The sequence below is a fragment of the Variovorax sp. dw_954 genome (assembly GCF_018449755.1).
Lineage (GTDB): Bacteria > Pseudomonadota > Gammaproteobacteria > Burkholderiales > Burkholderiaceae_C > Variovorax.
Genome location: NZ_JAAVVD010000001.1, coordinates 528,197 through 554,551, shown reverse-complemented (window position 1 = coordinate 554,551; position 26,355 = coordinate 528,197). Strand labels below are relative to the sequence as shown.

The window sequence follows — 26,355 nt, the reverse complement described above, 5'->3', positions numbered from 1 at the left end:
GACCATGAACTTCGCATGCTCGGCATGGAGGCTGGCGAAGGGAATGACGGCTGCGGGGCTTCTTGCAGCCACGGCCCTGGCCGCCAGCATGGTCAGCGCCCAGGCGCAGGCCGATTCGGCTCTCAGCGGCACGCTGGCCAAGGTCCGCAGCGCCGGTGCGGTGACTGTCGGCTACCGCGAGTCGTCGGTCCCGTTCTCGTACCTCAACAGCCGCAAGGAGCCCATCGGCTATTCGATCGAGTTGTGCAGGCAGCTTGTCGACGCCATGGGCGATGCGGTCCACAAGACGCTCGCGATCAGGTGGGTGCCGGTGACGTCGGCCTCACGCATCGACGCGGTCGCCAAAGGGCAGGTGGACATGGAGTGCGGCTCGACCACGAACAACCTGGAACGGCAGAAGCGGGTCGCCTTCTCGCCGACGATGTTTGTCTCGGGCACCAAGTTGCTGGTCAGGAAGGGTTCGCCCGTCAAGGGCTATCGCGACCTGGCCGGCAAGACCGTGGCGGTGACCTCGGGCACCACCAACGAGAAGACCATGAAGGACTTGTCGGAACGCTTCAAGCTCAACCTGAACATCGTGGTGTCGGCCGACCATGCCGAATCGTTCAGCCTCGTGAAGGCAGGCAAGGCCGACGCCTTTGCGACCGACGACGTGCTGCTCTACGGCTTCATCGCCGAGGACAAGGCCGCATCCAGGGGCCAGAGCGACTACGAGGTGGTCGGCGACTTCCTCTCGTACGACCCCTACGGCGTGATGTTCCGGAAGGACGATCCACAGATGTCCAAGCTCATCAATGAATCGTTCCAGATGCTCGCGCAAGAGGGAGAGATCGAGCGCCAGTACAAGCGCTGGTTCCTGCGCAAGCTGCCATCGGGCACCAGCCTCGACCTGCCGATGAGCCCGCAGCTCGAAACGATCCTCCAGACCATGTCGGTCAAGTCGGAATAAAAGAAGAAGCCGCCGAAGTCACACGCGGCCCGCACCGGCAACGGTTGCGGGCCTCTTTTGTGCTGCGTGGAACGCGACCGCGTTCAGGCAGCGTCGGCCAGCTCGTCGGCGCGTGCCTGGGCGGCGGCGAAGTCGAGGTCACCCGAATAGATCGCGCGGCCGCAGATCACGCCTTCGACGCCATCAGGCTCGACGGCGCACAGCTTCTCGATGTCGGCCATGTTCGACAGCCCGCCCGATGCGATCACCGGGATCGACAGCGCCTGCGCCAGGCGCACCGTGGCCTCGATGTTGATGCCCGACAACATGCCGTCGCGGCCGATGTCGGTGTAGATGATCGACTCGACGCCATAGTCCTCGAACTTCTTGCCGAGGTCGGAGACTTCGTGGCCGGTCAGCTTGCTCCAGCCATCGGTGGCAACCTTGCCGTCCTTCGCGTCGAGTCCGACGATGATGTGCCCGCCGAAGGCACTGCAGGCGTCCTTCAGGAAACCCGGGTTCTTGACCGCGGCAGTGCCGATGATCACGTAGCGCAGGCCGTCGTCGATGTAGCGCTCGATGGTGTCGAGGTCGCGGATACCGCCGCCGAGCTGCACCGGGATTTCGTCGCCCACGGCACGCAGGATCGCGCGGATGGCGGCATGGTTCTGCGGCTTGCCGGCGAAGGCGCCATTCAGGTCGACCAAGTGCAGGCGGCGTGCGCCGGCGTCGAGCCACTTGCGCGCCATCGCGGCCGGGTCTTCACTGAAGATGGTGGACTGGTCCATGTCGCCCTGTTTGAGGCGAACACAGTGACCGTCCTTGAGATCGATGGCGGGAATCAGCAGCATGGCAAGGCAACCCGGAGGGAGGCTTTAAGGGTTCCAGTGGAGGAAGTTGCGGTAGAGCTGCAACCCGTGGTCCGCACTCTTTTCAGGGTGGAACTGGGTCGCAAAAATATTATCGCGTGCGATGGCCGCCGTAAAGCGCGAACCGTAGTCGGCTTCGCCCACGCTGTGCTTCACGTCGGCGGGGCGTGCGTAGAAACTGTGCACGAAATAGAAGTAGCTGTTGTCGGGTACACCCGCCCACACGGGGTGCGGCTGCGCCTGCGTGACCTGGTTCCAACCCATCTGGGGCACCTTGAAGCGGCTGCCGTCGGGCTGGGTGCGGCCAGCGAGATCGAACTTGACGACGCGCCCCGGAATCAACCCGAGGCCATCGGTCGGCCCCTCGTCGCTGGACGACAGCAGCATCTGCATGCCGACACACACGCCGAACAGGGGCTTGCTGGCGGCCGCCTCGAGCACCGACTCCTGCAGGCCCGAATCGCGCAATTCGCGCATGCAGTCGGGCATGGCGCCCTGCCCCGGCAGCACCACGCGGGTGGCCTTGCGCACCACTTCCGGGTCGGACGTGACGAAGACCTGCACGCCGACCTGGTCGGCCGCATGCTGCACGGCCTGCGAAACCGAGCGCAGATTGCCCATGCCGTAGTCCACCACCGCGACGGTGTTCGCTGTTGAATTCATGGCAGGGCGCGCGGGCAGGAGGGTCGCCGCAATCCGGACAAGCTGGAAATTTTCAGAGGGAGCCCTTGGTCGAGGGAATGACGCCGGCAGAACGCGGATCGAGTTCGAGCGCGCCGCGCAAGGCGCGCGCAAAGGCCTTGAACACGGTTTCGCACTGGTGGTGCGCATTCACGCCCTTGAGGTTGTCGATGTGCAGCGTGACCAGGGCATGGTTGGCAAAGCCCTGGAAGAACTCGTAGGTGAGCTGGCTGTCGAAGGTGCCGATCATGCCGCTGGTGAAGGGCACGTGCATTTCCAGCCCCGGCCGGCCGGAGAAATCGATGACCACGCGGCTGAGCGCCTCGTCGAGCGGCACGTAGGCATGGCCGTAGCGGCGGATGCCCTTCTTGTCGCCGACCGCCTTGAAGACGGCCTGGCCCAGCGTGATGCCGACGTCCTCGACCGTGTGATGGCCGTCGATGTGCAGGTCGCCCTTGCAGTCGATGTCGAGGTCGATCAGGCCGTGCCGGGCGATCTGGTCGAGCATGTGGTCGAAGAAGCCGATGCCGGTCGAGAGCCTGGCCTTGCCGCTGCCGTCCAGATTGACGCTGACGGTGATTTTTGTCTCGGCGGTGTTGCGGGTGACGGTCGCGGTGCGTGCGCCGGCCGCGACGACTGCCTCGGGTGCCGTGGGGGTGTTCATAAGGATGCTTCGAGTGCTGCCAGCATCTGCGCATTTTCGCCGGAAGTCCCGACCGTGAGGCGCAGGCAGTTGGCCAGCAAGGGGTGCATTCTAGAAACGTTCTTGATGAGCACCCCGCGAGCCTTCAGTCCTTCGAAGGTCTTTGTCGCATCGGGTACACGGATCAGCACCATGTTGGCGTCGCTCGGCCAGCTCTTCACGGCGGTCAGCCGGCCCAGCGCCAGGAGGATGCGCGCACGCTCGGCGCGGATCTGCGCGGCCTGCGCATCGAACACGTCCGCATGCTCCAGCGCGAACAGCGCGCACTCGCAGTTGAGCACGCTGATGTTGTAGGGCGGGCGCACCTTGTCGATCTCGGCGATGAGCGCGGCCGGCCCCATGAGGTAGCCGAGCCGCACGCCCGCCAGGCCGAATTTGCTCAGCGTGCGCATCAGCAGCACATGGCTGTGCTGTGCAGCCTTGCCGATGTAGCTCTTGCCGGCGAAGGGCTGGTAGGCCTCGTCGATGACGACCAGGCCGCCCTGCTCGCCCTGCGCCGCGATGATGCGGTCGATGACGGCTTCATCCCAGAGGTTCGCGGTCGGATTGTTGGGGTAGGCGAGGTAGACGATCGCCGGCTTTTCCTGCGCGATGGCGGCCAGCATGGCTTCCTGGTCGAGTTCGAAATCGGCCGTGAGCGGCACGCCGACGAACTTCAGGCCCTGCAGTTGCGCGCTCATCGCGTACATCACGAAGCCGGGCAGCGGCGCCAAGACGGTGGCGCCCGGCAGGTCGCAGGCGATGGCCAGCAGGGAGATCAATTCATCCGAGCCGTTGCCCAGCATCAGGTCGAATCCCGCAGGCATGCCGGCGTGGGCGGCGAGCGCCCGCTTGAGGTCGTTGCCGCGATCGCCGGGGTAGCGGTTCAGCGCGAGTGCGCCCAGGCGCTGGCCCAGCGCGGCCTGCAGCGCAGGCGGCAGGCCGAAGGGGTTTTCCATCGCGTCGAGCTTGAGCAGCCCGCGCGCGTCCTGCACCGCATAGGCGTGCATGGATTGGACGTCGGCGCGGATGCGGCCGAGCGCGCCGGCCTGGGTCTGTGGAGCGTTCATTTCAGTGTTCATTGGGTGCAGCGGTAGCTGCTTTGCAATGCATTCGACATGACCAGTTGCACCGGCATGTCGGCTTCGTAGCTGTCGGCGTTGCGGGCGAGTTCACCTTGGTAGAGGGAACGGGCCATGGCCGGCTCAAGGCGCCGGTCGCCGACGCAGAACAGGGGCTTTCGGCCGGCGCGCCGCTCGGCATCGCTGGCCTCGCGCAGCCCTTCGAGGACGCCGACGAGGTAGTAGCCCGCGTAGGCCTTGCCGTCCTTCTCGGTGGCTTCGAGCGTGCGCATTTCACGGATCGACATGGCGTGCGCCATGGCGCCGCATGTCAGCAGCGCCAGCAGGACGGCGGCGCGAACTGTCGGACGGCAACGTGCGACTGAGACGGGGGCGAGGGTGCTCATGAAGGATCGGTGGGTTCTTGCCAGGCGGCGACTCAGTTTCGCTGGCGAGGCGGCGATGCGCTGCCGGAGCGCACGCCGATCGGGAACAGGTCGATCTGCTGCCCTTGAAGCGCGGCGGTGCGTTGCGATGCGGGTGCGTCGACTTCACCGAGCCGGAAGACCGACACATCCAGCACGCCGACGCCGCCGCCATCGCCGACCTCGGTCTTGCCAGCATGCGCGCGGCGGGGCGCGGCGAAACGGAACGGCTCCACGGCGTCGCTGCTCTTGCGGAATCCCTTGATGACCAGTTCGTCATGGGCGGCCAGCAGGTAGCCCCGGTGGGTGGCGCTGCCCGTCTTGCCGCCCAGCACGTCCAGGCCGTCGACCGTGGCGACGACTTCATAGTTGCGCTCGCCCAGGTTGCGGAACACCAGGCAGAAAGGCGCCCCTTCAGTCACGCCCAACTGGAATGCGCCGTCACCACGGCGCGAACGCAGCAGCGGCAACGGCCGCTTGTAGTCGTCCACCACCGACCATTCGATGTTGCCTTGCGCGAGCTCCAGGTTCATCCGCCGATCAACGGTTTTGCCGAGGGAACGACGCAGCACGGCCGCGTCGCTGTAGGCGATCGAGGCCAGTTGATCCGGCTGCGTCGGCGTGAGGCGCGCAACCAGGAGCGGTCTGGTGGGCGACACGATGCCCGCGCCCGGGGAGGCGCTGGCGCCTGCCGCCGGCGCAAGCGCGGGGATGCCCGCGGTCACCTGCGAATTCGGATCCTGCGCGCGCGGGGCCTGCGGCAGTTGCGCGCACGCGGCGAGCAGCCCGGCGATGCCAATGGCCATCAGGCGCCGAGGCCACCCGGCTTTCGTCCTTGATCGGATCATTTGTCTCTCCCGGGAAGCTCTTATTCTTTGGCTGACGACGGCACCGGCTCCAGTCGCATTTCCGCCGCGCGCGCGTGGGCCTGCAGGCCTTCGCCATAGGCCAGTTCCGCCGCAATCGGGCCCAGCACCCGGGCGCCCTGCGCGCTGACCTCGATCAGGCTGGAGCGCTTCTGGAAATCGTAGACGCCCAGCGGCGACGAAAAGCGCGCCGTGCCGGAGGTCGGAAGCACATGGTTCGGCCCTGCGCAGTAATCGCCCAGGCTCTCGCTCGTGAAGGCGCCAAGGAAGATCGCGCCGGCATGCTTGAGCAGCGGCTCCCAGCGATGCGGCTCCTGGCTGCTGACTTCCAGGTGCTCGGGCGCGATGCGGTTGCTGATGTCGCAGGCTTCTTCCATGTTGCGCGTCTGGATCAGCGCGCCACGGCCGTTGAGCGAGGCGGCGATGATCTCCGCGCGCGGCATCTGCGGCAGCAGCTTGTCGATGGAGGCCTGCACCGCGTCGATGTAGGCCGCATCGGGGCACAGCAGGATGCTCTGCGCCAGCTCGTCGTGCTCGGCCTGGCTGAACAGGTCCATGGCGACCCAATCGGGCGGCGTTGAGCCATCGGCCAGGACCAGGATCTCGCTCGGACCGGCGATCATGTCGATGCCCACGGTGCCGAACACGCGGCGCTTGGCCGCGGCCACGTAGGCATTGCCCGGTCCGGTGATCTTGTCGACGGCCGGAATGGTTTCGGTGCCGTAGGCCAGCGCTGCGACGGCCTGCGCGCCGCCGATGGTGAATGCGCGCGTGACGCCGGCCACATAGGCGGCGGCGAGCACCAGCACGCTGCGCTCGCCCTTCGACGAGCCGGAGTCCCCTGACCCGCCAGTCGCCACGCTGCCCTTCGCGGGCGTGGGCACGACCATGATGATCTCGCCCACGCCGGCCACGTTCGCCGGAATCGCATTCATCAGCAGGCTCGACGGATAGGCCGCCTTGCCGCCCGGCACGTAGATGCCGACGCGATCCAGCGGCGTCACCTTCTGTCCGAGCAAGGTGCCGTCGGCGTCGCGGTAGGTCCAGCTTTCGCCGCTCGCCTTCTTCTGGGCCTCGTGATAGCTGCGCACGCGCGCCGCTGCCGCCTGCAAGGCGTCGCGCTGCGCGAGCGGCAGAGAATCGAAGGCCTCCTTGAAATCGGCCTGCGTCAGTTCCAGTTCGTGCATCGACGCCGCTTCGAGGCCGTCGAAGCGGCGCGTGTATTCCAGCACCGCGGCGTCACCGCGCTGGCGCACATCGGCCAGCACGTCGGCCACCACTTTCTCGATGGCCGCATCGGCATCCGCGGACCAATGCAGCCGCGCCTTGAATTCAGCCTCGAAGGCGGCGGAAGTCGTGGAAAGACGGAGAGGAGCGGCTGTCAGGGTCATGGCGTCAGGAAGGCTGGATGGCGGACGCGAAGGCGTCGATGATGCGGCGGATGGGTTCGCGCTTGAGCTTGAGCGCGGCCTGGTTGACGACCAGGCGGGCGCTGATGTCCATGATGCGCTCGACCTCGACCAGGTGGTTGGCCCGCAGCGTGTTGCCGGTCGAGACGATGTCGACGATGGCATCGGCCAGCCCGGTGAGCGGCGCGAGTTCCATGCTGCCGTAGAGCTTGATCAGGTCGACGTGCACGCCTTTGGTGGCGAAATGGTCGCGCGCGATGGCGACGAACTTGGTCGCGATCTTGAGGCGCGCACCTTGGCGCACCGCGTGGGCATAGTCGAAATCTTCCCGCGCGGCGACGCTCATGCGGCAGGCGGCGATCTTGAGGTCCAGCGGCAGGTAGAGGCCGGCCGTGCCGTGCTCGATCATGGTGTCGAGGCCGGTCACGCCGAGGTCTGCGCCGCCCCACTGCACGTAGGTCGGCACGTCGGAAGCGCGCACCAGCAGCACGCGGACGTCCGGCTGCGAGGTCGGCAGGATCAGCTTGCGCGACTTCTCGGGGTCTTCGGTGACCTCGATGCCGGCAGCCGCCAGCAATGGCAGCGTCTCGTCGAAGATGCGGCCCTTGGACAGGGCGATCGTGATCGTCATGCGGTGACTCTTTCGCTGATGCGCTCGATGTCCGCGCCGATGCCGCGCAGCTTGGCTTCCATGCGGTCGTAGCCGCGGTCGAGGTGGTAGATGCGGTCGACCAGCGTCTCGCCATCGGCCACCAGGCCGGCGATGACCAGGCTGGCCGAGGCGCGCAGGTCGGTCGCCATCACCGTCGCACCCGACAACTGTTCCACGCCCTCGACGACGGCCACCTTGCCGTCGTGCTGGATGTGGGCGCCGAGTCGCAGCAATTCGTCGACGTGCATGAATCGGTTCTCGAAGATGGTCTCGGTCACCGTCGAGGTGCCGGTCGAGATCGCATTGAGCGCCATGAACTGCGCCTGCATGTCGGTGGGAAAGCCCGGGTATTCGGTGGTGCGGAAGCTTTGCGCCCTGAGGCGGCCTGCGGCCTGCACGTGCACGCCGCCTTGCACCGCCGTCACCGTCGCGCCGGCCTCGATCAGCTTTTCGACCACCGCCTCCATGTGCTCGGCGCGCGCATGGCGCAGCAGCACGTCGCCGCCGGCCGCGGCCACCGCGCAGAGGAAGGTGCCGGCCTCGATGCGGTCGGCCACCACGCGGTGCGTGCAGCCGTGCAAGCGCTCCACGCCCTGGATGTGGATGCGGCTCGTGCCATGGCCTTCGATCCTGGCGCCCATCGCGATCAGCATCTCGGCCAGGTCGGGGATCTCCGGCTCCTGGGCCGCGTTCTCGAGCACCGTCTCGCCCTCGGCCAGCGCGGCGGCCATGAGGAAGTTCTCGGTGCCGGTGACGGTGACCATGTCGGTCGTGATGCGTGCGCCATGCAGGCGCCGCCCGCCGCCGCGCACGCCCGCCACCATGTAGCCGTGCTCGACCGTGATGTCCGCGCCCATGGCCTGCAGGCCCTTGATGTGCTGGTCCACCGGGCGCGAGCCGATCGCGCAGCCGCCGGGCAACGAGACCCGTGCCTTGCCGAAACGCGCCAGCAGCGGGCCCAGCGCGAGCACGGAGGCGCGCATGGTCTTGACCAGTTCGTACGGCGCTTCGGCGTTGTGCAGCGGGCCGGCATCGATGCGGACGGTGCCGTTGTCGTCGCGCTCGGCCGTCACGCCCATGTTGCGCAGCAGCTTCAGCATGGTCGTCACGTCCTGCAGGCGGGGCACGTTATGCAGCGTGACCGGTTCGTCGGTCAGCAGCGCGGCGCACAACTCGGGCAAGGCGGCGTTCTTGGCGCCAGAAATCAGTACCTCGCCGCTGAGCTTGCGCCCGCCGCGAATCAACAATTTGTCCATCAGGAATCCAGGGAGTGGCCGAAAGGGCCCGGTTCTATTTCTGCGCCGCCCATTCGGCCGGCGTATAGGTCTTCATCGAGAGCGCATGCACCTCGTCGGTGTGCATTTTCGCACCGAGGGTGGCGTAGACCTTCTGGTGCCGCTTGATCGCGCGCTGCCCTTCGAACTCCGCCGACACGATGGTGGCGAACCAATGGCGGCCGTCGCCTTCGAGCGAAAGGTGTTCGCACGGCAGCCCGGCGGCGATGATGGCCTTGAGTTCGTCAGCGGTCATGTGAAACGCATCCATTCGGGAAACACCACAGAACCGGCTTTGCCGGGCTGTCGGTGTTGCCCCCGGTGAGGGGGTGAGAGTCGCGCACGAAGTGCGCAGCGACCTGGGGGAGAGCCATGTTCTATCCGCGAATCTTGTAGCCAATGCGCAGCAGGTGAACGGCCACGGCGCTGACGAACAACCAGGCCGTGCCGACGATGCCGAAGCTCAGCCAGGGCGACGCATCGCTCACGCCGAAGAAGCCGTAGCGGAAACCGTCGATCATGTAGAAGAACGGATTCAGGTGGCTGACCTTTTGCCAGAACGGCGGCAGCGACCCGATCGAATAGAACACGCCGGAGAGAAAAGTCATCGGCATGATCAGGAAGTTCTGGAACACCGCCATCTGGTCGAACTTCTCGGCCCAGAGCCCCGCGATGAGCCCCAGCGTGCCGAGCATTGCGGCGCCCAGGAACGCGAAGACGATGATCCAGAGCGGCGCGACGAAATCCGGCATCGCGAAGAACATGGTCACGGCGAACACGCCGATGCCGACCGCCAGTCCGCGGATGATCGACGACCCGACATAGGCCAGGAACCAGCCCCAGTGCGACAGCGGCGTGAGCAGCACGAAGACCAGGTTGCCCATGATCTTGCTCTGGATGATGGAGGACGAGCTGTTGGCGAAGGCGTTCTGCAAGACGCTCATCATCACCAGGCCCGGCACCAGGAACGCGGTGTAGCCGACCGTGCCGTACACCGTCACGCGGCCTTCGAGCACATGGCCGAACACCATCAGGTACAGCAGCGCCGTCAGCACCGGCGCGCCGACCGTCTGAAAGCCGACCTTCCAGAAGCGCAGCGTCTCCTTGTAGAGCAGCGCGCGCCAACCGGTGACGGCCATCATGGGCAACCTCCCGGGCTCGGTACTTGGGCTGGCACCCGTTCGATGCCAGCGAGCGGAATCGGTCTCATCGCGCCACCTCCAGCGGCGTCTGCTCGCCCGCCATCAGGTCGATGAACACGTCTTCCAGGTCGGCCTTGCGCATCTCGACGTCTTCCACCGCCACGCCGGCCTCGCGGATGGAGGCCAGCAACTGCTCCACCTCGAGCGCATTGCGCGCCGGTAGTTGCACGATGCGTCCCGTGATGCGGGCATGCTGCGCGATGGCCCAGGGCAGATCGGCATCGGTCTTGAAGCGCAGCACGTTGCTGTGGGAGGCACTCAGCAAGGCGCTGGTGCTGTCGAGCGCGATCACGCGGCCGAGTTTCAGCATGGCGATCCGGTTGCACAGCGCCTCGGCTTCTTCCAGGTAGTGGGTGGTCAGCAGGACCGTGCTGCCCTGCTTGTTGAGCTTGGCGACGAACTGCCAGAGCGTTTGCCGCAGTTCGACATCGACGCCGGCGGTAGGCTCGTCCAGCACGATGACGGGCGGCTTGTGCACCAGTGCCTGCGCCACCAGCACGCGCCGCTTCATGCCGCCGGAGAGTTGGCGCATGTTGGCCGAGGCCTTGTCGGTCAGCCCGAGGCTATGCAGCAACTCGTCGATCCAGCCTTCGTTGTTCTTGATGCCGAAGTAGCCCGACTGGATGCGCAGCGACTCGCGCACATTGAAGAAGGGGTCGAACACCAGCTCCTGCGGCACGATGCCGAGTTGGCGCCGCGCCTGCGCATAGTCGCGCTGGACATCGAATCCGTGCACGCTGATGCTGCCCGCCGTGGGACGGGAAAGCCCGGCGAGCATGCTGATGAGGGTGGTCTTGCCGGCGCCATTGGGACCGAGCAAGCCGAAGAATTCGCCCTCTTCGATCTGGAAGGAAACCTCATCGACCGCGCGCAGGCCCGATTTGCCTTGGGCCCGTTGCTGACGTGAGGGAGGATAGGTCTTGGAGACCGATTGGAACGTGATCGCGGGCATGGGAGCCCACGATTTTATGCTGCGCCCGGATTTCTCAGGGTGCGGCCGGCAAAAGGCCCGCCACGCCATACAGCGCGGCCAGTTCGCGCAGCCGGGGCGGCAAGCCCTTGACCGCGAACCCGCGCCCGCAGGCGCTCGCCTCGCGGCGGCATTCGAGCAGCACCGCGATGGCCGAGGAATCGAAATGCGTCAACGCGCTGGCGTCCACCACCGTCACCGACTCCTGCGTGGCCGCCTGCCCCTGCTGCAGCATGCGCAGGCAAGCCGGGGCGTCGTCATGCAGCAGGCGGGTTGGCAACACCAGCATGGTCATCAGCTCTTGGTGCTGTTGCCCTTGTTGCGCGCGGCCAGCACGGCGATCAGGCCGTCGATGCCCTTGCTGTTGATCTCCTGCGCAAACTGGGTGCGGTAGGTATCGACCAGCCAGATGCCCATCACGTTCAGGTTGTAGATCTTCCAGCCGCTGCCTTCGCCAGGCGTCTTCTCGAGCCGGTAGTCGAGCTGGATCGGCTCGCCGCCGCTGGCGCCCCGGACCTCGGTGCGCACCAGCACGTCCTTGTCGTCAGGCGAGCCGCGGAACGGCTTCACGCTCACGGTCTGGTCGGTCACCTGGTCGAGCGCGCCGGCATAGGTGCGCACAAGCAGGAGCTTGAACTCTTCCTGCAGCCGCTTCTGTTGCTCGGGGGTGGCCGAGCGCCATGCCTGGCCTACGGCCGAGGCAGTCATGCGCTGGAAATTCAGGTTCGGCATGACCTTGGTGTCGACCAGCGCCATGATCTTGTTGATGTCACCGGCCTTGATCGACTTGTCGTTGCGGATCATGTCGAGCACTTCGGTGGTCAGGCGCTTGACCAGCGCGTCGGGCGCCTCGTCGGCGGCACTGGCGGGGCGCATGTAAACGGCCGCCCCACTGAACAACAGCGCACTCGCCATCGCAAGACGGCCGAATGCGCGGCGTTTCAGAATCTGGTTCATCGGGTTTAGTCCTTATTGTCAAAACGGGCCTCAAGGGGCCCTAACGCGTCAGAGCTTCGCGCGGCGGACACGGTTCCCGAAGCCAGTGGCGCGCCCGCTACGAAATGCAAGCAAAGCGTGATCAACGGCCGCCGCCGTCGTCGTCGGCACCTGGTGGTTTGCCGTCGTCCACGTCTGCCTGGCGGCGCTGGAGCCAGATGTCGCGTACGAACGAATATTTGTCGAGCGCGGCATCGCCCAGGAACTGGCTGGCGCGCAGGTATTTCGCACGCTCCTCCACCACGCGCAGGACGTAGCTCACATCGCGCGCCGCCACGGGCCGGATCGCGGCCACGCCGTCGCCATTGAGGTCCACCAGCAGCGCCGCGGTATCGCGCACCGTCGACGGCCCGAGCACCGGCAGCATGACGAAGGGGCCGGGCGGTACGCCCCAGCGACCCAGCGTCTGGCCAAAGTCCTCCCGGTGCCGCTCGATGCCGAGTTCGGTGGCCACGTCGAGGATCCCGCCCAGGCCGAACACGGTGTTGACGTTCAGGCGCATGAAGGTCTGTGCGCTGTTCTGCGCCCGCAACTGCATCACGCTGTTGGCAAAGTTCCAGACGTCCCCGATGTTGTTGAAGAAGTTGCTCACCCCGGTGCGCACCGGCTGCGGCAAGACGGCGCGGTAGGCCTTGGCCGTGGGCACGAGCACGGCTTCGTCGACCGCATCGTTGAAGCGGAAGATGCTCCGGTTGAAAGGTTCGAACGGGTCGGCAGGGTTGGCTGCCTGCGCGCTGGCATGGCCGGCGATCAGGGTGAGGCCGAGCGCGGCGCCCGCGAGGCAAATACGCCTGGCCATCTTCCGGATGGCATTGCGTGGAAAGGGACTGCGTTTCATTTCTTGCTGTTGTTCTGCTGCGAACCGCCCTCGGCGGCCTTGCTGTAGAGGAACTGGCTGATCAGGTTCTCCAGCACCACCGCCGACTGGGTGGCCGTGATCGTGTCGCCCCCCTGCAGCGTCTTTTCTTCGGCGCCCGCCTCGATCCCGATGTACTGCTCGCCGAGCAAGCCGCTGGTCAGGATCTTGAGCGAACTGTCCTTGGGGAAACTGTAGCGAGTTTGCAGGGCCAAAGTGACGGTGGCCTGGTAATTCTTGTCATCGAAGGCGATGGATTCGACCCGTCCCACCACGACGCCCGCGCTCTTGACCGCGGTCTGGGGCTTCAGGCCGCCAATGTTGTCGAAGCGCGCCTTGACGGCATAGGTCTTCTGGAAATTGAGGCTCAGCAGGTTGGCCGATTGCAGTGCGAGGAACAGCAGGGCCGCCGCGCCGATCAGCACGAACAAGCCGACCCAGATGTCTTTGTTGGAGCGTTGCATGTGTCTACGTCCCCTTTTTTAAATGTTGAACATCATCGCCGTCAGCAGGAAATCCAGGCCCAGCACGGTGAGGGAGGCCATCACCACCGTGCGCGTGGTGGCGCGGGAGACACCCTCGGGCGTCGGCTGCGCTTCGTAGCCTTGCAGCAATGCGATGAACGTGACGGTGAAGCCGAACACGACGCTCTTGATCACGCCGTTGCCGACGTCGCGCCACACGTCCACGCCGCCCTGCATCTGGCCCCAGAACGAGCCGGCGTCGACGCCGAGCATGACCACGCCGACGACATAGCCGCCGATCACACCGACCGCGCTGAACACAGCCGCCAGCAGTGGCATGGTGATGACGCCCGCCCAGAAGCGCGGCGCCAGGATGCGCACCACGGGGTCGACGGCCATCATCTCCATCGCGCTGAGTTGTTCGCCCGCCCGCATGAGGCCGATTTCCGCCGTGAGCGAGGTTCCCGCGCGGCCCGCGAACAGCAGCGCGGCCACGACCGGGCCGAGCTCGCGCACCAGTCCCAGCGCCACCAGCAGGCCCAGGGCTTCGGCCGATCCGTAGCGCTGCAAGGTGTAGTAGCCCTGCAGGCCCAGCACGAAACCGACAAAAAGCCCCGACACGGCAATGATGGCGAGCGAATAGTTGCCGAGAAAATGAATCTGGTCCCGCACGAGGCCGAAGCGGCGGAAGGTCGTGGCGCCGGGGCCGAGCAGCCGCACGAACAACCCGGCCGCATGGCCGATGTTCGCGAGCTTGCTTCGCACGGCGAAACCGATGTCCGAAGGCCGCCACCAACTCATCGCAGGCCCCGCGACTGGCGTCTTGCCGCGTTCATCGGGTCAACTCCGCGCTGCGCGCTGCGGTGCGAGCGCCTTCGGGCGGCCGGGCGGCGCTCATTGGGCAACCTCCGCGCTGCGCGCTGCGGTGCGAGCGCCTTCGGGCGGCCGGGCGGCGCTCATTGGGCAACCTCCGCGCTGCGCGCTGCGGTGCGAGCGCCTTCGGGCGGCCGGGCGGCGCTCATGCCCGCCCCCCGTGCGAGTTGCCGAAGTCGTCCGCCACGCTCACGCCCGGATAGTGAAAACGCACCGGCCCATCGGGCAGCGCATTCACGAACTGGTGCACCAGCGGATCGGTGCTTTGGCGCACCTCGTCGGGCCGGCCCTGCGCGGCGATGACGCCGTTGGCCAGCACGATCACGTGGTCGGCAATGCGAAAGGTTTCCTCGAGATCGTGCGAGACGATGATGCTGGTCAGGCCAAGCGTGTCATTCAGTTGCCGGATCAGCCGCGCTGCAGTGCCGAGGGAGATCGGGTCGAGGCCGGCGAAAGGCTCGTCGTACATGACGAGATCGGGGTCGAGCGCGATGGCGCGGGCCAGTGCCACCCGACGCGCCATGCCGCCCGACACTTCGCTCGGCATCAGGTCACGCGCGCCACGCAGGCCGACCGCGTCGAGTTTCATCAGCACGATGTCGCGCACCAGGGCCTCGGGCAGCCTGGTGTGTTCGCGCAAGGGAAAGGCGACGTTGTCCAGCACGCTCATGTCGGTGAACAGCGCGCCGAACTGGAACAGCATGCCCATGCGACGTCGTGCCGCATAGAGGGCGGCCGGGGCCATCTTGCCCACGTCCTGTCCGTCGAAGAGCACCTGGCCGGACTGGGCGCGCTGCTGGCCGCCGACGAGGCGCAACACTGTCGTCTTGCCGCCGCCGGACGCGCCCATGAGCGCAGTCACCTTGCCACGCGGCACGCTGAAGGACACCTCGTTCAGGATGACGCGCGCGCCGTAGCCGAACGTGACGTCCTTGAATTCGACCAGTGGAGGGAATGGAGTGCTCATGAAACAGAAAAGCCGGGAACCTCTTCAGGCGTCCCGGCTCAGCGGTCCCCTATGATAAATGAACCATGGGGTGCCCTCCTGCAGCGGTCAGCGCGGCAGGTCGCTGTACCCCATGAGGAACTCGTCCACCGCACGCGCGCCCTGGCGGCCTTCGCGAATGGCCCAGACCACCAGCGACTGGCCGCGGCGGATATCGCCTGCGGCAAACACCTTCGGCACGTTGGTCGCGTAGCCGCCGGTAAATTCCACCGTCGCCTTGGCATTGCCGCGCGCATCCTTCTCGACGCCGAAGGCATCCAGCACGCCAGCGACCGGGCTCACGAAGCCCATGGCCAGCAGCACCAGGTCGGCCTTGAGAATCTTCTCGCTGCCGGCGACCTCGACCATCTTGCCGTCCTTCCATTCGACGCGAACGGTCTTCAGGCCGGTGACCTTGCCCTTGTCGCCGATGAATTCCTTGGTCGAGATGGCGAACTCGCGCTCGCAGCCTTCCTCATGGCTGGAGCTGGTGCGCAGCTTGATCGGCCAGTAGGGCCAGGTCATCGGACGGTTTTCTTCCTCGGGCGGCTGCGGCATGACCTCGAACTGCGTCACGCTAACGGCGCCATGGCGGTTGCTGGTGCCGACGCAGTCGGAGCCGGTGTCGCCACCGCCGATCACGATGACGTGCTTGCCGTCGGCGCGGATCTGGCCCTTGACCTTGTCGCCCGCGTTGACCTTGTTCTGCAACGGCAGGAATTCCATCGCGAAATGGATGCCATCCAGATCGCGGCCAGGCACGGGCAGATCGCGCGACTGCTCGGCGCCGCCAGTCAGCAGCACGGCGTCGAATTCCTTGTCAAGCTGCTCGGGCGTGATCGTTTCCTTGGCCCAGTTGATGACCTTGGAGCCCTTGCCGAGCGGATCCTTGGCGGCACCGATCATTACGCCAAGACGGAAGGTCACGCCCTCGGCCTTCATCTGCTCGACGCGGCGGTCGATGTGGGTCTTCTCCATCTTGAAGTCGGGGATGCCGTAGCGCAGCAGGCCGCCGACACGGTCGTTCTTCTCGAACAGCGTGACGTCATGGCCGACGCGCGCGAGCTGTTGCGCCGCCGCCATGCCGGCCGGGCCGGAGCCGACCACCGCGACCTTCTTGCCGGTCTTGTGCTTGGCAGGTCGCGCGTCGACCCAGCCTTCGTCCCAGGCGCGGTCGATGATCGCGTGCTCGATCGACTTGATGCCGATCGGATCGTCATTCACGTTCAGCACGCAGGCTGCTTCGCACGGTGCGGGACAGATGCGGCCGGTGAACTCCGGGAAGTTGTTGGTCGAGTCCAGCACCGCGAAGGCGTTCTGCCAGTCGTCGCGGTAGACCAGGTCGTTGAAGTCGGGGATGACGTTGTTGACCGGGCAGCCGCTGTTGCAGAACGGCGTGCCGCAGTCCATGCAGCGCGCGCCCTGCACCTTGGCTTGCGCAGGCGTCAGGCCGACGACGAATTCCTTGTAGTGCTTGACGCGCTCGTCGATGGGCTTGTAGCCCTCCTCGATGCGCTCATGCTCCATGAAGCCCGTGATTTTTCCCATCGTGATGTCCTCTGTTCTTTCTTGTGCTTCGCGTCAGACCTTGGCCGGCTTGCGCATCGCGTGCGGCTCCAGGCCGGCATGCGCATCGTTGCCGCTGCTGGCGAGCTCGACCTGCCGGTCGTGGATCTCGGCGAGGGCGCGCTTGTATTCGTTCGGGAACACCTTCACGAACTTCGTGCGGGCCGTCGGCCAGTCGTCGAGCAACTCGCGTGCGCGCTTGCTGCCGGTCCAGCGATGGTGATCCTCGAGCAGCTTCCTGAGCTGCACCTCGTCGGTCTGGCCGGTGTGCCAGATCTTTTTGTGCATGCTCGCGGTCTGCTCGGCGCTGGTGAGCACCTTGTCAAGCGAGACCATCGACAGGTTGCAGCGCGATGCGAACTGCCCATCCTCGTCGTAGACGAAGGCCACGCCGCCGCTCATGCCGGCCGCGAAATTGCGACCGGTCTTGCCCAGCACCGCCACGGTCCCGCCCGTCATGTATTCGCAACCGTGGTCGCCCGTGCCTTCGACGACCGCCGTGGCACCCGACAGGCGTACCGCGAAACGCTCGCCCGCCACGCCGCAGAAGTACGCTTCGCCGGTCGTGGCGCCATACATCACGGTGTTGCCCACGATGGTGTTGCGCACCGCTTCGCCGCGGAAGTCGAGGCTGGGCCGGACCACGATGCGCCCACCCGACAAGCCCTTGCCCGTGTAGTCGTTGGCGTCGCCGATCAGGTACAACGTGATGCCACGCGCGAGGAAAGCACCGAAGGACTGGCCGCCCGTGCCTTCCAGCTGGATGCGGATCGAATCGTCCGGCAGGCCCTCGGGATGCACGCGGGTCAGCGCACCCGACAGCTTGGCGCCGACGGTACGGTTGACGTTGCGCGCCACTTCGATGAACTGCACCTTCTCGCCCTTGTCGATGGCCGCGCGCGACTTCTCGATGAGCTTGGTGTCGAGGTTGTGCTCGAGGCCATGGTCCTGGTCCTGCACGTGGAAGCGCGGCACGTCGGCCGGCACCTCGGGCAGCGCGAACAGGCGGCTGAAGTCCAGGCCGCTGGCCTTCCAGTGCTGGATGCCCTTCTTCATGTCGAGCAGGTCGGCGCGGCCGATCATCTCGTTGAAGGTGCGGATGCCCAGCTGCGCCATGATCTGGCGCACTTCTTCCGCGATGAAGAAGAAGTAGTTGACGACGTGCTCGGGCTTGCCGGAGAACTTCTTGCGCAGGATCGGGTCCTGCGTGGCCACGCCCACCGGGCAGGTGTTCAGGTGGCACTTGCGCATCATGATGCAGCCTTCGACGATCAGCGGCGCGGTGGCGAAGCCGAACTCGTCCGCACCCAGCAGCGCGCCGATGGCGACGTCGCGGCCGGTCTTCATCTGGCCATCGGCCTGCACACGCACGCGACCGCGCAGGCGGTTCAGCACCAGCGTCTGTTGCGTCTCGGCCAGGCCGATTTCCCACGGACCGCCCGCGTGCTTGATGGACGACCAGGGCGATGCGCCCGTGCCGCCGTCATGGCCCGCGATCACGATGTGGTCGCTCTTGCACTTGGTCACGCCCGCGGCCACCGTGCCCACGCCCACTTCGCTGACCAGCTTGGTGCTGATGCTGGCATGCGGCGCGACGTTCTTCAGGTCGTGGATAAGCTGCGCCAGATCCTCGATCGAATAGATGTCATGGTGCGGCGGCGGGCTGATGAGGCCCACGCCCGGCACCGAGTAGCGCAGCGCGCCGATGTAGTTCGACACCTTGCCGCCCGGCAATTGCCCGCCTTCGCCGGGCTTCGCGCCCTGCGCCATCTTGATCTGGATCTGGTCGGCCGAGGTCAGGTACTCGGCGGTGACGCCGAAGCGGCCCGACGCGACCTGCTTGATCTTCGAGCGCAGCGAGTCGCCGGCCTTCAACGGCAAATCGACTTCGACGTTGGCCTCGCCCACGACGCTCTTGAGCGTGTCGCCGACCTTCACCGGGATGCCCTTGAGTTCGTTGCGGTAGCGCGAAGGGTCTTCGCCGCCCTCGCCGGTGTTGCTCTTGCCGCCGATGCGGTTCATGGCCACGGCGAGCGTGGCATGCGCTTCGGTCGAGATCGAACCGAGCGACATCGCACCCGTGGCGAAGCGCTTGACGATATCTGCCGCCGACTCGACTTCCTCCACCGGAATCGCCTTCGCAGGATCGATCTTGAACTCGAACAGACCGCGCAGCGTCATGTGGCGGCGGCTCTGGTCGTTGATGATCTGCGCGTATTCCTTGTAGGTGCTCCAGTTGTTGGCGCGCGTGCTGTGCTGCAGCTTGGCGATCGCGTCGGGCGTCCACATGTGGTCTTCGCCGCGCGTGCGCCAGGCGTATTCGCCGCCGGCGTCGAGCATGTTTGCCAGGACCGGGTCGTCGCTGAAGGCGGCCGCGTGGGTACGCAGCGTTTCCTCGGCGATCTCGAACACGCCGATGCCTTCGACGCGGCTGGCCGTGCCGGTGAAGTACTTGCCGACGGTGTCGCTGTTCAGGCCGATGGCTTCGAACAACTGGGCGCCGCAGTAGCTCATGTAGGTGCTCACGCCCATCTTGGACATGATCTTCGACAGGCCCTTGCCGATCGCCTTCACGTAGTTGTAGATCGCCTTCTCGGCCGACAGGTCGCCGGGCAGGTCGGCGTGCATCGAGGCCAGCGTTTCCATCGCGAGGTACGGATGCACGGCTTCCGCGCCGTAGCCGGCGAGCACGCCGAAGTGATGCACTTCGCGGGCGCTGCCGGTCTCCACGACCAGGCCGGCCGTCGTGCGCAGGCCCTCACGCACCAGGTGCTGGTGAATGGCGCTCGATGCGAGCAACGCCGGGATCGCCACGCGCGTCGCGGTCATGCCGCGGTCGCTGACGATCAGGATGTTGCTGCCGCCCTTGATCGCATCCACGGCTTCGGCGCACAGCGAGGCCAGCTTGGCTTCGATGCCCTCGCGGCCCCAGTCGGCCGGGTAGCAGATGTCCAGCGTGGAGCTCTTGAACTTGCCCTGCGTGTGCTTCTCGATGTCGCGCAGCTTCGCCATGTCGGTGAAGTCGAGGATCGGCTGCGTCACTTCCAGCCGCATCGGCGGGTTGACCTGGTTGATGTCCAGCAGGTTCGGCTTGGGGCCGATGAAGCTGTTGAGCGACATCACGATCGCTTCGCGGATCGGGTCGATCGGCGGGTTCGTCACCTGCGCGAACATCTGGCGGAAGTAGTTGTAGAGCGTCTTGTTCTTGCTCGACAGCACGGCCAGCGGGCTGTCGTTGCCCATCGAGCCGATGCCCTCCTCGCCGGCCTGCGCCATCGGGCTCATCAGGAACTTGATGTCTTCCTGCGTGTAGCCGAAGGCCTGCTGGCGGTCGAGCAGCGAGACCTCGCTGGTCGGCACTTCTGCCGTCGGCGTTTGCACGTTGTCGAGCTTGATGCGCAGGTTCTCGATCCACTGCTTGTAGGGCTTGGTATTGACGATCTGTGCCTTGAGCTCGTCATCGTCGATCATGCGGCCCTGTTCCAGGTCGATCAGGAACATCTTGCCCGGCTGCAGGCGCCACTTGCGGAGGATCTTGTGCTCCGGCACCGGCAGCACGCCGGATTCGGAAGCCATGATGACCAGGTCGTCGTCGGTGACGCAGTAGCGCGAGGGGCGCAGGCCGTTGCGGTCCAGCGTGGCGCCGATCTGGCGGCCGTCGGTGAAGACGATCGAGGCCGGGCCGTCCCACGGCTCCATCATCGCGGCGTGGTATTCGTAGAAGGCGCGGCGGCGCTCGTCCATGTTGCCGTGCTGCTCCCACGGCTCGGGGATCATCATCATCACGGCCTGGCTGATCGGGTAGCCGGCCATGGTCATGAGTTCGAGGCAGTTGTCGAAGGTGGCGGTGTCGGACTGGCCGGCGAAGCTGATCGGGTACAGCTTCTTCAGGTCGGCCGCGAGCACGGGCGAGGACATCACGCCTTCGCGCGCCAGCATCCAGTTGTAGTTACCGCGCACCGTGTTGATTTCGCCGTTGTGGGCGACGTAGCGGTACGGGTGGGCCAGCGGCCACTTGGGGAAGGTGTTGGTCGAGAAGCGCTGGTGCACCAGGCCCAGCGCGGAGACGCAACGCTCGTCCGACAGGTCCTTGTAGTACACGCCGACCTGGTCGGCCAGCAGCAGGCCTTTGTAGACCACCGTGCGGCTGGACATGCTCGGAACGTAGTATTCCTTGCTGTGCTTGAGCGCGAGGTTCTGGATGTTTGCGCTGGCGGTCTTGCGGATCACGTACAGCTTGCGCTCCAGCGCGTCCTGCACGATGACGTCGTTGCCGCGGCCGATGAAGACCTGGCGCAGGATCGGCTCGGTCTTCTTGACCGCGGGCGACATCGGCATCTCGGCGTTGACCGGCACGTCGCGCCATCCGAGCAGCACCTGGCCTTCGGCCTTGATGGCGCGCTCCATCTCCTGCTCGCAGGCCATGCGCGAGGCATGCTCCTTGGGCAGGAAGATCATGCCGACGCCGTATTCGCCATACGGCGGCAAGGCCACGCCCTGGTTGGCCATTTCCTCGCGGTACAAGGCGTCCGGAATCTGGATCAGGATGCCGGCGCCGTCGCCCATCAGCTTGTCAGCGCCCACGGCGCCGCGATGGTCGATGTTCTCGAGGATCTTGAGCGCCTGGGTGACGATGTCGTGGCGCTTCTCGCCCTTGATGTGGGCAACGAAGCCGAGGCCACAGGCGTCATGCTCGTTGGCGGACGAATACAGCCCGTGTTTTTCCAGGTGTTGGATCTCTGCGTCCGTGGTCATGGGCGTACTCCTTCTTCAATTTTTTCGCGGGGGAAACGGAGAATATTGCATTGCACAAACAGTGCCAAGAACTTTAATTGGGGTCAGATTCCAAATAATTTCCGAATCAATCAATCAAGTATTAATTGGGGACACATCAGACTTGATAGCAATGAGGGCCCGAAAAACAAGCCTTCAAGTCACTTTTCAACCGGTAGATTTCAGCGATTGCGGCCGACGTCCAGCTCGCACCTTGGCAACGCGCCGTGGCGTCGCTGACTGCAGTTTTTCGACAAAGTCTGCGTCTCCCGCGGCCCACCCCTGCAACGCCGATTCGGTAAGCAAGCTCTGGTCCCGCGCCGACACGCCTGCACGCACCAATTCAGCATAAGCCGCCTCTCGCGCGAACGGAGTGTTTCCAAGCGTCCAGTACAGCGGATGGGGCGTCAACAGGCGATCCGTGCGCAGCCCCGCATAGTGGTTGTGGCTCGACCACGGGTAGTCGCGCGCCTCGCGGACCACGCCCGCGCGCACGGGATTGAGGTCGATGTAGGCCATGCAGGCCAGCAGGTACCTGTCGGCCTGGATCAAGGTGGAGCGGTAGCGCCCTTCCCAGAGCGTTCCGCTGCGGTCATGGCGGTCGTTGAACCAGCGCACGTAGCTGCGGCCGACGGCCTGCATGAGCTTGGGCAGCCCCTCGACCGTCGCGGGCGTGGCCAGCAGGTGGAAGTGATTGCCCATCAGCACATAGGCATGCAGCGCCACGCCGAAGCGCGGCGCGTTCTCGCCAAGCAGCGCGAGCATGCGCTGATGGTCTTCTGCGTCAATGAAGATCGCCTGCCGATTGTTGCCACGCTGGATCACGTGGTGCGGCTGGTCCGCGAGCGTGAGGCGGGGCAGGCGGGCCATGGCGTATAGGCCGGCTCAGGCTGGCGACGCGACAGGTTCTGGCGAACGCGGGACTTCGGGCAGCGGAAAACGCGTCGGCTGCAGCGCATCGAGCCCGAACTGCGCCAGCAGTTCGCGCAGGCGCTGCGCCGCGCCGGCCTTCCGATGGCCGGTTCGCCGCGCGATGATCAGTTCGTTCTTCATGCTGTGCTCCCAACCGACCAGTTCGGTCACCGTGACCTGGTAGCCGTGCGCCTCCAGCAGCAGGCAGCGCAGCACGTTGGTGAGTTGGCTGCCGATCTCGCGCGTGTGCAGCGGATGCCGCCACAGCTCGGCGAGCGGCGTGCGCGAAAGGGCCAGCGCCTTGGTCTCGCGCAGGCAGGCCGCCAATTCGGCCTGGCAGCAGGGCACGAGCACCATGTAGCGCGCGTTCTTGGCCAGGCCGAAGGCGATCGCGTCATCGGTGGCCGTGTCGCAGGCATGCAGCGCGGTGACCACATCGATCTGCGCGGGCAGTTCCGCCGAATGCGCCGACTCGGCCACGCTCAGGTTCAGGAACGACATGCGGTCGAAGCCGAGCTGGCTCGCCAGGGCCTTCGATTTGGCGACCAGCTCGCCGCGTGTCTCGATGCCGTAGACGTGCCCGCCACCGAGCGCCTTGAAGAACAGGTCGTAGATGATGAAACCAAGGTACGACTTGCCGGCGCCGTGGTCGGCCAGCGTCGCACTCGCGCCCTCGCCCGGCAATTCGCGCAGCAGCTTCTCGATGAACTGGAACAGGTGATAGACCTGCTTCAGCTTGCGGCGCGAGTCCTGGTTCAGGCGGCCCTCGCGCGTGAGGATGTGCAGTTCCTTCAGCAGCTCGGTCGACTGGCCCGGACGCACGGCGTCGGCCAGTTCGGCCTCGGCCTTGAGGGCTTTCGCGCTTGCTTTCATGGCGTGGCCGCCCGGGGTCCGACATCGAGCGCGGCCCAGCCTTCGGCGCCAAGCACTTCCAGCGTCTCGATGTTGCGCTCGAAGATCTCTTCCGCGTCCGGGAAGGCCTCGACCGCGCGGCTCACGCTGTCTTCTCGCAGCAGGTGCAAGGCGGGATAGGGCGCGCGATTGGTGGCGTTGCCGATGTCATCCGGCTCCGTGCCGCCGAACTGGAACTGCGGATGGAAGGTCGCGAGCTGCAGCACGCCGTCGTAGCCGGCGCGCGCGAGCCGGCGTTCGGCGCGCGCGCTGAAGTCATTGAAGTCGAGGAAGTCAGGCAAGGTGTTGGGCGCGATCAAAAGCGTAGTGTCGCGCACCGCGGCATCCTGTGCGAGCAGCGCCGCCGCCTCGGCCAGCAGCGCGTCGAGCAGGCCGCCATCGCTTTCGGCCAGGTAGACCGCCCAATGGATCTGCGCCTTGACGTGCACCGCCTTGGCAAAGGGGCAGAGATTGAGCCCGATCACGGCCCGCTCGAGCCAGCGGCGGGTATCGGCGACGGCGTGTGCTTCATCGATCATCGCGATTTCTTCACTGCAATTCCGGCGGTCGCGCGCCGCCCCATGCCGGGCAGGCGCGATGCCAGCACGATGCCCGCGATCGAGCATGCCGCGGTCACCGTCCAGGTCCATTGCCAGCCACCGACGCGATGCGCGATCCATGCGACCAGCGGCGGCGCGATGAACTGCCCGAATGCCGAGGCCTGCTGCATCATGCCCACGGTCGTCGACACGGTGGCGGGCCCGGGCGCCAGGCGCACGGCGAGCATGAACAGCGTAGCCGGCACCGCGCCGCCGAACAGCGAAAACACGCACACCGCCACGTAGCGCAAGGCCGGCGGCAAGCCCATCGCATGGGCGCCTTGCCCCCACTGCGCGAACGCCATGATGCTGCCGAGCGCCATGACGCCATAGCCGATGCGCAACAGTTGCGCGGGCGCCAGGCCCCGCTGCAACCAGCGCCCGCCGGCGATATTGCCCACGATGTTCATGGCCGCCGCGGTCGCGGTGAGCACGGCGCTCCATCCCGATGGCACGCCCGCCTCGGCATAGATCGAGGGAAGGAAACCGATCACCGCCATCCATTGCGATGAGTAGACGGCAAAGGCCAGCGACACGAACCATGGCCCCGGCGCGGCGAGCGTCGTCTTCAGGCGGCTGCGCCAGTCCGCTTCGGCGGGTCCCTTGCCGCGCGGGCCATCCGCGGGAACCACCCGGGCCACCCACAAGGCGGCGCCGCCGGACAGCAGCGACAGCACCCACCACCATCCGGGCCAGCCCGCCCACGCGATCAGGCCAGGGCCGCAGAGCAGTGCCAGAGCCACGCCCAACGGCATGTAGGCGCCCCAGATGCCCAGCGCGGCCTTCTCGGCGCCCGGCGGCGTCATCGCGCGGATGAGCCCCGGCGCGGGCATTACTACGAGCAGGAATCCCAGGCCTTCGATGGCGCGCAGCAAGAGCAGCCACGCCACGACCCAGGGGGATGCAAACTGCCCCGCGACACCGCCCAGGACGCTGGCCGTGGTCGCAATCACGAGGCCGATCAGCATGCTGCGCCGCAAGCCGATCGCGTCGGCGGCCAAGCCGACCGCCAAGCCCAGCGTCATGCTCGCCAGTTGCACCAGCGAGAGCATGAAGCCGGCCTCGACCAGGGACAACCCGAGCGTGGATTGGAGAGCAGGAATGGCCGGCGACAGCTTGCCCAGGTGCAAGGCCACGCTCACGCCGGCCGCCACGACGGCGAGTGCGGCCATTGGCACGCGGACGGTCATCGAAGGCCCGCCGCGCTTGCCGCTGCGGCGCGAGCTTGCTTGGGGCGGCCCGGCGCTGCGCTCACGCCATCCACCGCTTTCCCGTCAGCCGCTCGTGTTCGCGCATCGCGAATCGATCGGTCATGCCGGCGATGTAGTCGGCCACGGCGCGCTCCTTGTCGGTGCGGCCGGCAAAGGAATCGGGCATCTCCGCGGGCTTGTCGAGGTAGGCCGCAAACAGCCCGGCCACGACGTCCTTGGCCTGCTCGGTCGTCTGCATGACCTGCCGATGGCGGTACAGGTTGTGCAGGAGAAAGCGCTTGAGCGCGGCGGATTCGGCGCGCATCGCATCGCCGAACAGCACCAGCGGCCCGCAGCGTTGCGCTGCATGGGCGTCCGCTGGCGCAGCGGCGTCCAGGGCAGCCCGGGTGGTGTCGATCACGTCGTAGACCTGCGCGCTCAGCATGCGCCGGATCGCCTCGTAGAGCACCCGGCGACCTTGCAGCTCCGGATACTCGGCGAGCGCCTGCGCCCGATGGCGCTCGAACAATTCAACTCCCGCGAGGTCCTCGATGCGGATCAGCCCGGAGCGCACGCCGTCGTCAATGTCGTGCGCGTTGTAGGCGATCTCGTCGGCCAGGTTGCAAAGCTGCGCTTCCAGCGAGGGTTGGATGCGGTCGAGGAATCGCCGCGCTACGCCATCGGGCTCCTGCTTTTCGAGCCGCTCGGCATTCACGCGCGAGCAGTGCTTGAGGATGCCTTCGCGCGTTTCGAAACTCAGGTTGATGCCGTCGTACTGCGGATAGCGGTGCTCGAGTTCGTCCACCACGCGCAGGCTTTGCAGGTTGTGCTCGAAGCCGCCGTGGTCCGCCATGCAGGCATCGAGCGCATCCTGCCCCGCATGTCCGAAGGGCGTGTGGCCGAGGTCATGCGCCAACGCGATGGCCTCCACCAGGTCCTCGTTGAGCCCCAGCGCACGGGCGATGGAGCGCCCCAGCTGCGCGACCTCCAGCGAATGCGTGAGCCGCGTGCGGAACAGGTCGCCTTCATGGTTCAGGAATACTTGCGTCTTGTAGACCAGCCGCCGGAAGGCGGTGGAATGGACGATGCGGTCGCGGTCGCGCTGGAATGCGTTGCGCGTGGGCGCGGGCAGTTCCGGATGGCGCCGGCCGCGCGAGTGCGCGGGGTCGCAGGCATAGCAGGCAAGCGACGGCGTCATTCCGTTTCAGGGCCCGGACAAGGACCGGTTGCA

At 66.2% G+C, this 26,355-nt stretch carries 26 protein-coding genes; 1 reads left to right on the top strand and 25 read right to left on the bottom strand.

Annotation, left to right across the window (positions count from 1 at the left end; all coding sequences use genetic code 11):
* Window positions 1-4 precede the first annotated feature (4 nt).
* Window positions 5-949 carry an amino acid ABC transporter substrate-binding protein gene (locus tag HB681_RS02480; RefSeq protein ID WP_256734789.1) on the top strand — a complete coding sequence of 315 codons (945 nt, stop codon included), beginning with the start codon at window positions 5-7 and terminating at the stop codon, window positions 947-949.
* Window positions 950-1,032: 83 nt separating this feature from the next.
* On the opposite strand, the gene hisA is transcribed toward HB681_RS02480, so the two are convergent.
* The 25 genes from hisA to HB681_RS02355 all read right to left on the bottom strand — a co-directional run bounded on the left by hisA (window position 1,033) and on the right by HB681_RS02355 (window position 26,322).
* The gene (gene hisA / locus HB681_RS02475; protein ID WP_213953154.1) at window positions 1,033-1,779 is read right to left on the bottom strand and encodes a 1-(5-phosphoribosyl)-5-[(5-phosphoribosylamino)methylideneamino]imidazole-4-carboxamide isomerase; all 747 of its coding nucleotides are present in this window, start codon (window positions 1,777-1,779) and stop codon (window positions 1,033-1,035) included.
* Window positions 1,780-1,803: 24 nt separating this feature from the next.
* Window positions 1,804-2,460 (bottom strand): imidazole glycerol phosphate synthase subunit HisH, encoded by a 657-nt coding sequence (gene hisH, locus HB681_RS02470; protein WP_213953153.1) that lies wholly within the window; start codon window positions 2,458-2,460, stop codon window positions 1,804-1,806.
* Window positions 2,461-2,512: 52 nt separating this feature from the next.
* Window positions 2,513-3,142, bottom strand: a complete 630-nt coding sequence (gene hisB / locus HB681_RS02465; protein WP_213953152.1) for an imidazoleglycerol-phosphate dehydratase HisB — start codon at window positions 3,140-3,142, stop codon at window positions 2,513-2,515.
* The gene (gene hisC / locus HB681_RS02460; RefSeq protein ID WP_213953151.1) at window positions 3,139-4,230 is read right to left on the bottom strand and encodes a histidinol-phosphate transaminase; all 1,092 of its coding nucleotides are present in this window, start codon (window positions 4,228-4,230) and stop codon (window positions 3,139-3,141) included. Before hisC ends, hisB begins: the two co-directional genes overlap by 4 nt.
* An 8-nt stretch (window positions 4,231-4,238) precedes the next feature.
* Complete coding sequence (locus tag HB681_RS02455) at window positions 4,239-4,628, bottom strand: hypothetical protein (RefSeq protein WP_213953150.1); 390 nt, start codon at window positions 4,626-4,628, stop codon at window positions 4,239-4,241.
* Window positions 4,629-4,660: 32 nt separating this feature from the next.
* On the bottom strand, window positions 4,661-5,452 hold the full coding sequence (locus HB681_RS02450) for a hypothetical protein (RefSeq protein ID WP_213953149.1): 792 nt from the start codon (window positions 5,450-5,452) through the stop codon (window positions 4,661-4,663).
* A gap of 62 nt (window positions 5,453-5,514) precedes the next feature.
* On the bottom strand, window positions 5,515-6,903 hold the full coding sequence (gene hisD, locus HB681_RS02445; RefSeq protein WP_213953148.1) for a histidinol dehydrogenase: 1,389 nt from the start codon (window positions 6,901-6,903) through the stop codon (window positions 5,515-5,517).
* Between the two features lie 4 nt (window positions 6,904-6,907).
* Complete coding sequence (hisG, locus tag HB681_RS02440) at window positions 6,908-7,552, bottom strand: ATP phosphoribosyltransferase (protein ID WP_213953147.1); 645 nt, start codon at window positions 7,550-7,552, stop codon at window positions 6,908-6,910.
* Window positions 7,549-8,829, bottom strand: a complete 1,281-nt coding sequence (gene murA, locus HB681_RS02435) for a UDP-N-acetylglucosamine 1-carboxyvinyltransferase (RefSeq protein WP_213953146.1) — start codon at window positions 8,827-8,829, stop codon at window positions 7,549-7,551. Before murA ends, hisG begins: the two co-directional genes overlap by 4 nt.
* Window positions 8,830-8,863: 34 nt before the next feature.
* Window positions 8,864-9,103, bottom strand: coding sequence for a BolA family protein (locus tag HB681_RS02430; protein WP_213953145.1), 240 nt, complete (start codon window positions 9,101-9,103; stop codon window positions 8,864-8,866).
* A 121-nt stretch (window positions 9,104-9,224) separates the two neighbouring features.
* A complete protein-coding gene (locus HB681_RS02425; RefSeq protein WP_213953144.1) occupies window positions 9,225-9,989 on the bottom strand; it encodes an ABC transporter permease in 765 nt (254 codons plus the stop codon).
* 64 nt (window positions 9,990-10,053) lie between these two features.
* On the bottom strand, window positions 10,054-11,001 hold the full coding sequence (locus HB681_RS02420) for an ABC transporter ATP-binding protein (RefSeq protein WP_213953143.1): 948 nt from the start codon (window positions 10,999-11,001) through the stop codon (window positions 10,054-10,056).
* A gap of 34 nt (window positions 11,002-11,035) precedes the next feature.
* Window positions 11,036-11,308 carry an STAS domain-containing protein gene (locus tag HB681_RS02415; RefSeq protein WP_213953142.1) on the bottom strand — a complete coding sequence of 91 codons (273 nt, stop codon included), beginning with the start codon at window positions 11,306-11,308 and terminating at the stop codon, window positions 11,036-11,038.
* Window positions 11,309-11,313: 5 nt separating this feature from the next.
* Window positions 11,314-11,976, bottom strand: a complete 663-nt coding sequence (locus HB681_RS02410; protein WP_213953141.1) for an ABC transporter substrate-binding protein — start codon at window positions 11,974-11,976, stop codon at window positions 11,314-11,316.
* A gap of 121 nt (window positions 11,977-12,097) precedes the next feature.
* Window positions 12,098-12,853 (bottom strand): VacJ family lipoprotein, encoded by a 756-nt coding sequence (locus HB681_RS02405; RefSeq protein ID WP_213953140.1) that lies wholly within the window; start codon window positions 12,851-12,853, stop codon window positions 12,098-12,100.
* Window positions 12,850-13,335 carry an outer membrane lipid asymmetry maintenance protein MlaD gene (gene mlaD, locus HB681_RS02400; RefSeq protein WP_213953139.1) on the bottom strand — a complete coding sequence of 162 codons (486 nt, stop codon included), beginning with the start codon at window positions 13,333-13,335 and terminating at the stop codon, window positions 12,850-12,852. Before mlaD ends, HB681_RS02405 begins: the two co-directional genes overlap by 4 nt.
* 18 nt (window positions 13,336-13,353) lie before the next feature.
* Window positions 13,354-14,136 carry a lipid asymmetry maintenance ABC transporter permease subunit MlaE gene (gene mlaE / locus HB681_RS02395; protein ID WP_213953138.1) on the bottom strand — a complete coding sequence of 261 codons (783 nt, stop codon included), beginning with the start codon at window positions 14,134-14,136 and terminating at the stop codon, window positions 13,354-13,356.
* Between the two features lie 217 nt (window positions 14,137-14,353).
* A complete protein-coding gene (locus tag HB681_RS02390; RefSeq protein ID WP_213953137.1) occupies window positions 14,354-15,175 on the bottom strand; it encodes an ABC transporter ATP-binding protein in 822 nt (273 codons plus the stop codon).
* 87 nt (window positions 15,176-15,262) lie between these two features.
* The gene (locus HB681_RS02385; protein WP_213953136.1) at window positions 15,263-16,741 is read right to left on the bottom strand and encodes a glutamate synthase subunit beta; all 1,479 of its coding nucleotides are present in this window, start codon (window positions 16,739-16,741) and stop codon (window positions 15,263-15,265) included.
* Between the two features lie 33 nt (window positions 16,742-16,774).
* Window positions 16,775-21,514 carry a glutamate synthase-related protein gene (locus HB681_RS02380; protein WP_213953135.1) on the bottom strand — a complete coding sequence of 1,580 codons (4,740 nt, stop codon included), beginning with the start codon at window positions 21,512-21,514 and terminating at the stop codon, window positions 16,775-16,777.
* A gap of 186 nt (window positions 21,515-21,700) precedes the next feature.
* On the bottom strand, window positions 21,701-22,402 hold the full coding sequence (locus HB681_RS02375; RefSeq protein ID WP_213953134.1) for a transposase: 702 nt from the start codon (window positions 22,400-22,402) through the stop codon (window positions 21,701-21,703).
* Window positions 22,403-22,417: 15 nt separating this feature from the next.
* Window positions 22,418-23,317: an SAM-dependent methyltransferase gene (locus HB681_RS02370; protein WP_213953133.1), complete on the bottom strand. Its 900-nt coding sequence runs from the start codon at window positions 23,315-23,317 to the stop codon at window positions 22,418-22,420.
* Window positions 23,314-23,874, bottom strand: a complete 561-nt coding sequence (locus HB681_RS02365; RefSeq protein WP_213953132.1) for a DUF1415 domain-containing protein — start codon at window positions 23,872-23,874, stop codon at window positions 23,314-23,316. Before HB681_RS02365 ends, HB681_RS02370 begins: the two co-directional genes overlap by 4 nt.
* On the bottom strand, window positions 23,871-25,124 hold the full coding sequence (locus HB681_RS02360) for an MFS transporter (protein WP_213953131.1): 1,254 nt from the start codon (window positions 25,122-25,124) through the stop codon (window positions 23,871-23,873). Before HB681_RS02360 ends, HB681_RS02365 begins: the two co-directional genes overlap by 4 nt.
* 61 nt (window positions 25,125-25,185) lie before the next feature.
* The gene (locus HB681_RS02355; RefSeq protein ID WP_213953130.1) at window positions 25,186-26,322 is read right to left on the bottom strand and encodes a deoxyguanosinetriphosphate triphosphohydrolase; all 1,137 of its coding nucleotides are present in this window, start codon (window positions 26,320-26,322) and stop codon (window positions 25,186-25,188) included.
* Window positions 26,323-26,355 lie beyond the last annotated feature (33 nt).

Coding starts and splice junctions, on each gene's coding strand:
- HB681_RS02480 (WP_256734789.1), top strand. CDS start 5: ATGAACTTCGCATGCTCGGCATGGAGGCTGGCGAAGGGAATGACGGCT.
- hisA (WP_213953154.1), bottom strand. CDS start 1,779: ATGCTGCTGATTCCCGCCATCGATCTCAAGGACGGTCACTGTGTTCGC.
- hisH (WP_213953153.1), bottom strand. CDS start 2,460: ATGAATTCAACAGCGAACACCGTCGCGGTGGTGGACTACGGCATGGGC.
- hisB (WP_213953152.1), bottom strand. CDS start 3,142: ATGAACACCCCCACGGCACCCGAGGCAGTCGTCGCGGCCGGCGCACGC.
- hisC (WP_213953151.1), bottom strand. CDS start 4,230: ATGAACGCTCCACAGACCCAGGCCGGCGCGCTCGGCCGCATCCGCGCC.
- HB681_RS02455 (WP_213953150.1), bottom strand. CDS start 4,628: ATGAGCACCCTCGCCCCCGTCTCAGTCGCACGTTGCCGTCCGACAGTT.
- HB681_RS02450 (WP_213953149.1), bottom strand. CDS start 5,452: ATGGCCATTGGCATCGCCGGGCTGCTCGCCGCGTGCGCGCAACTGCCG.
- hisD (WP_213953148.1), bottom strand. CDS start 6,903: ATGACCCTGACAGCCGCTCCTCTCCGTCTTTCCACGACTTCCGCCGCC.
- hisG (WP_213953147.1), bottom strand. CDS start 7,552: ATGACGATCACGATCGCCCTGTCCAAGGGCCGCATCTTCGACGAGACG.
- murA (WP_213953146.1), bottom strand. CDS start 8,829: ATGGACAAATTGTTGATTCGCGGCGGGCGCAAGCTCAGCGGCGAGGTA.
- HB681_RS02430 (WP_213953145.1), bottom strand. CDS start 9,103: ATGACCGCTGACGAACTCAAGGCCATCATCGCCGCCGGGCTGCCGTGC.
- HB681_RS02425 (WP_213953144.1), bottom strand. CDS start 9,989: ATGATGGCCGTCACCGGTTGGCGCGCGCTGCTCTACAAGGAGACGCTG.
- HB681_RS02420 (WP_213953143.1), bottom strand. CDS start 11,001: ATGCCCGCGATCACGTTCCAATCGGTCTCCAAGACCTATCCTCCCTCA.
- HB681_RS02415 (WP_213953142.1), bottom strand. CDS start 11,308: ATGCTGGTGTTGCCAACCCGCCTGCTGCATGACGACGCCCCGGCTTGC.
- HB681_RS02410 (WP_213953141.1), bottom strand. CDS start 11,976: ATGAACCAGATTCTGAAACGCCGCGCATTCGGCCGTCTTGCGATGGCG.
- HB681_RS02405 (WP_213953140.1), bottom strand. CDS start 12,853: ATGAAACGCAGTCCCTTTCCACGCAATGCCATCCGGAAGATGGCCAGG.
- mlaD (WP_213953139.1), bottom strand. CDS start 13,335: ATGCAACGCTCCAACAAAGACATCTGGGTCGGCTTGTTCGTGCTGATC.
- mlaE (WP_213953138.1), bottom strand. CDS start 14,136: ATGAGTTGGTGGCGGCCTTCGGACATCGGTTTCGCCGTGCGAAGCAAG.
- HB681_RS02390 (WP_213953137.1), bottom strand. CDS start 15,175: ATGAGCACTCCATTCCCTCCACTGGTCGAATTCAAGGACGTCACGTTC.
- HB681_RS02385 (WP_213953136.1), bottom strand. CDS start 16,741: ATGGGAAAAATCACGGGCTTCATGGAGCATGAGCGCATCGAGGAGGGC.
- HB681_RS02380 (WP_213953135.1), bottom strand. CDS start 21,514: ATGACCACGGACGCAGAGATCCAACACCTGGAAAAACACGGGCTGTAT.
- HB681_RS02375 (WP_213953134.1), bottom strand. CDS start 22,402: ATGGCCCGCCTGCCCCGCCTCACGCTCGCGGACCAGCCGCACCACGTG.
- HB681_RS02370 (WP_213953133.1), bottom strand. CDS start 23,317: ATGAAAGCAAGCGCGAAAGCCCTCAAGGCCGAGGCCGAACTGGCCGAC.
- HB681_RS02365 (WP_213953132.1), bottom strand. CDS start 23,874: ATGATCGATGAAGCACACGCCGTCGCCGATACCCGCCGCTGGCTCGAG.
- HB681_RS02360 (WP_213953131.1), bottom strand. CDS start 25,124: ATGACCGTCCGCGTGCCAATGGCCGCACTCGCCGTCGTGGCGGCCGGC.
- HB681_RS02355 (WP_213953130.1), bottom strand. CDS start 26,322: ATGACGCCGTCGCTTGCCTGCTATGCCTGCGACCCCGCGCACTCGCGC.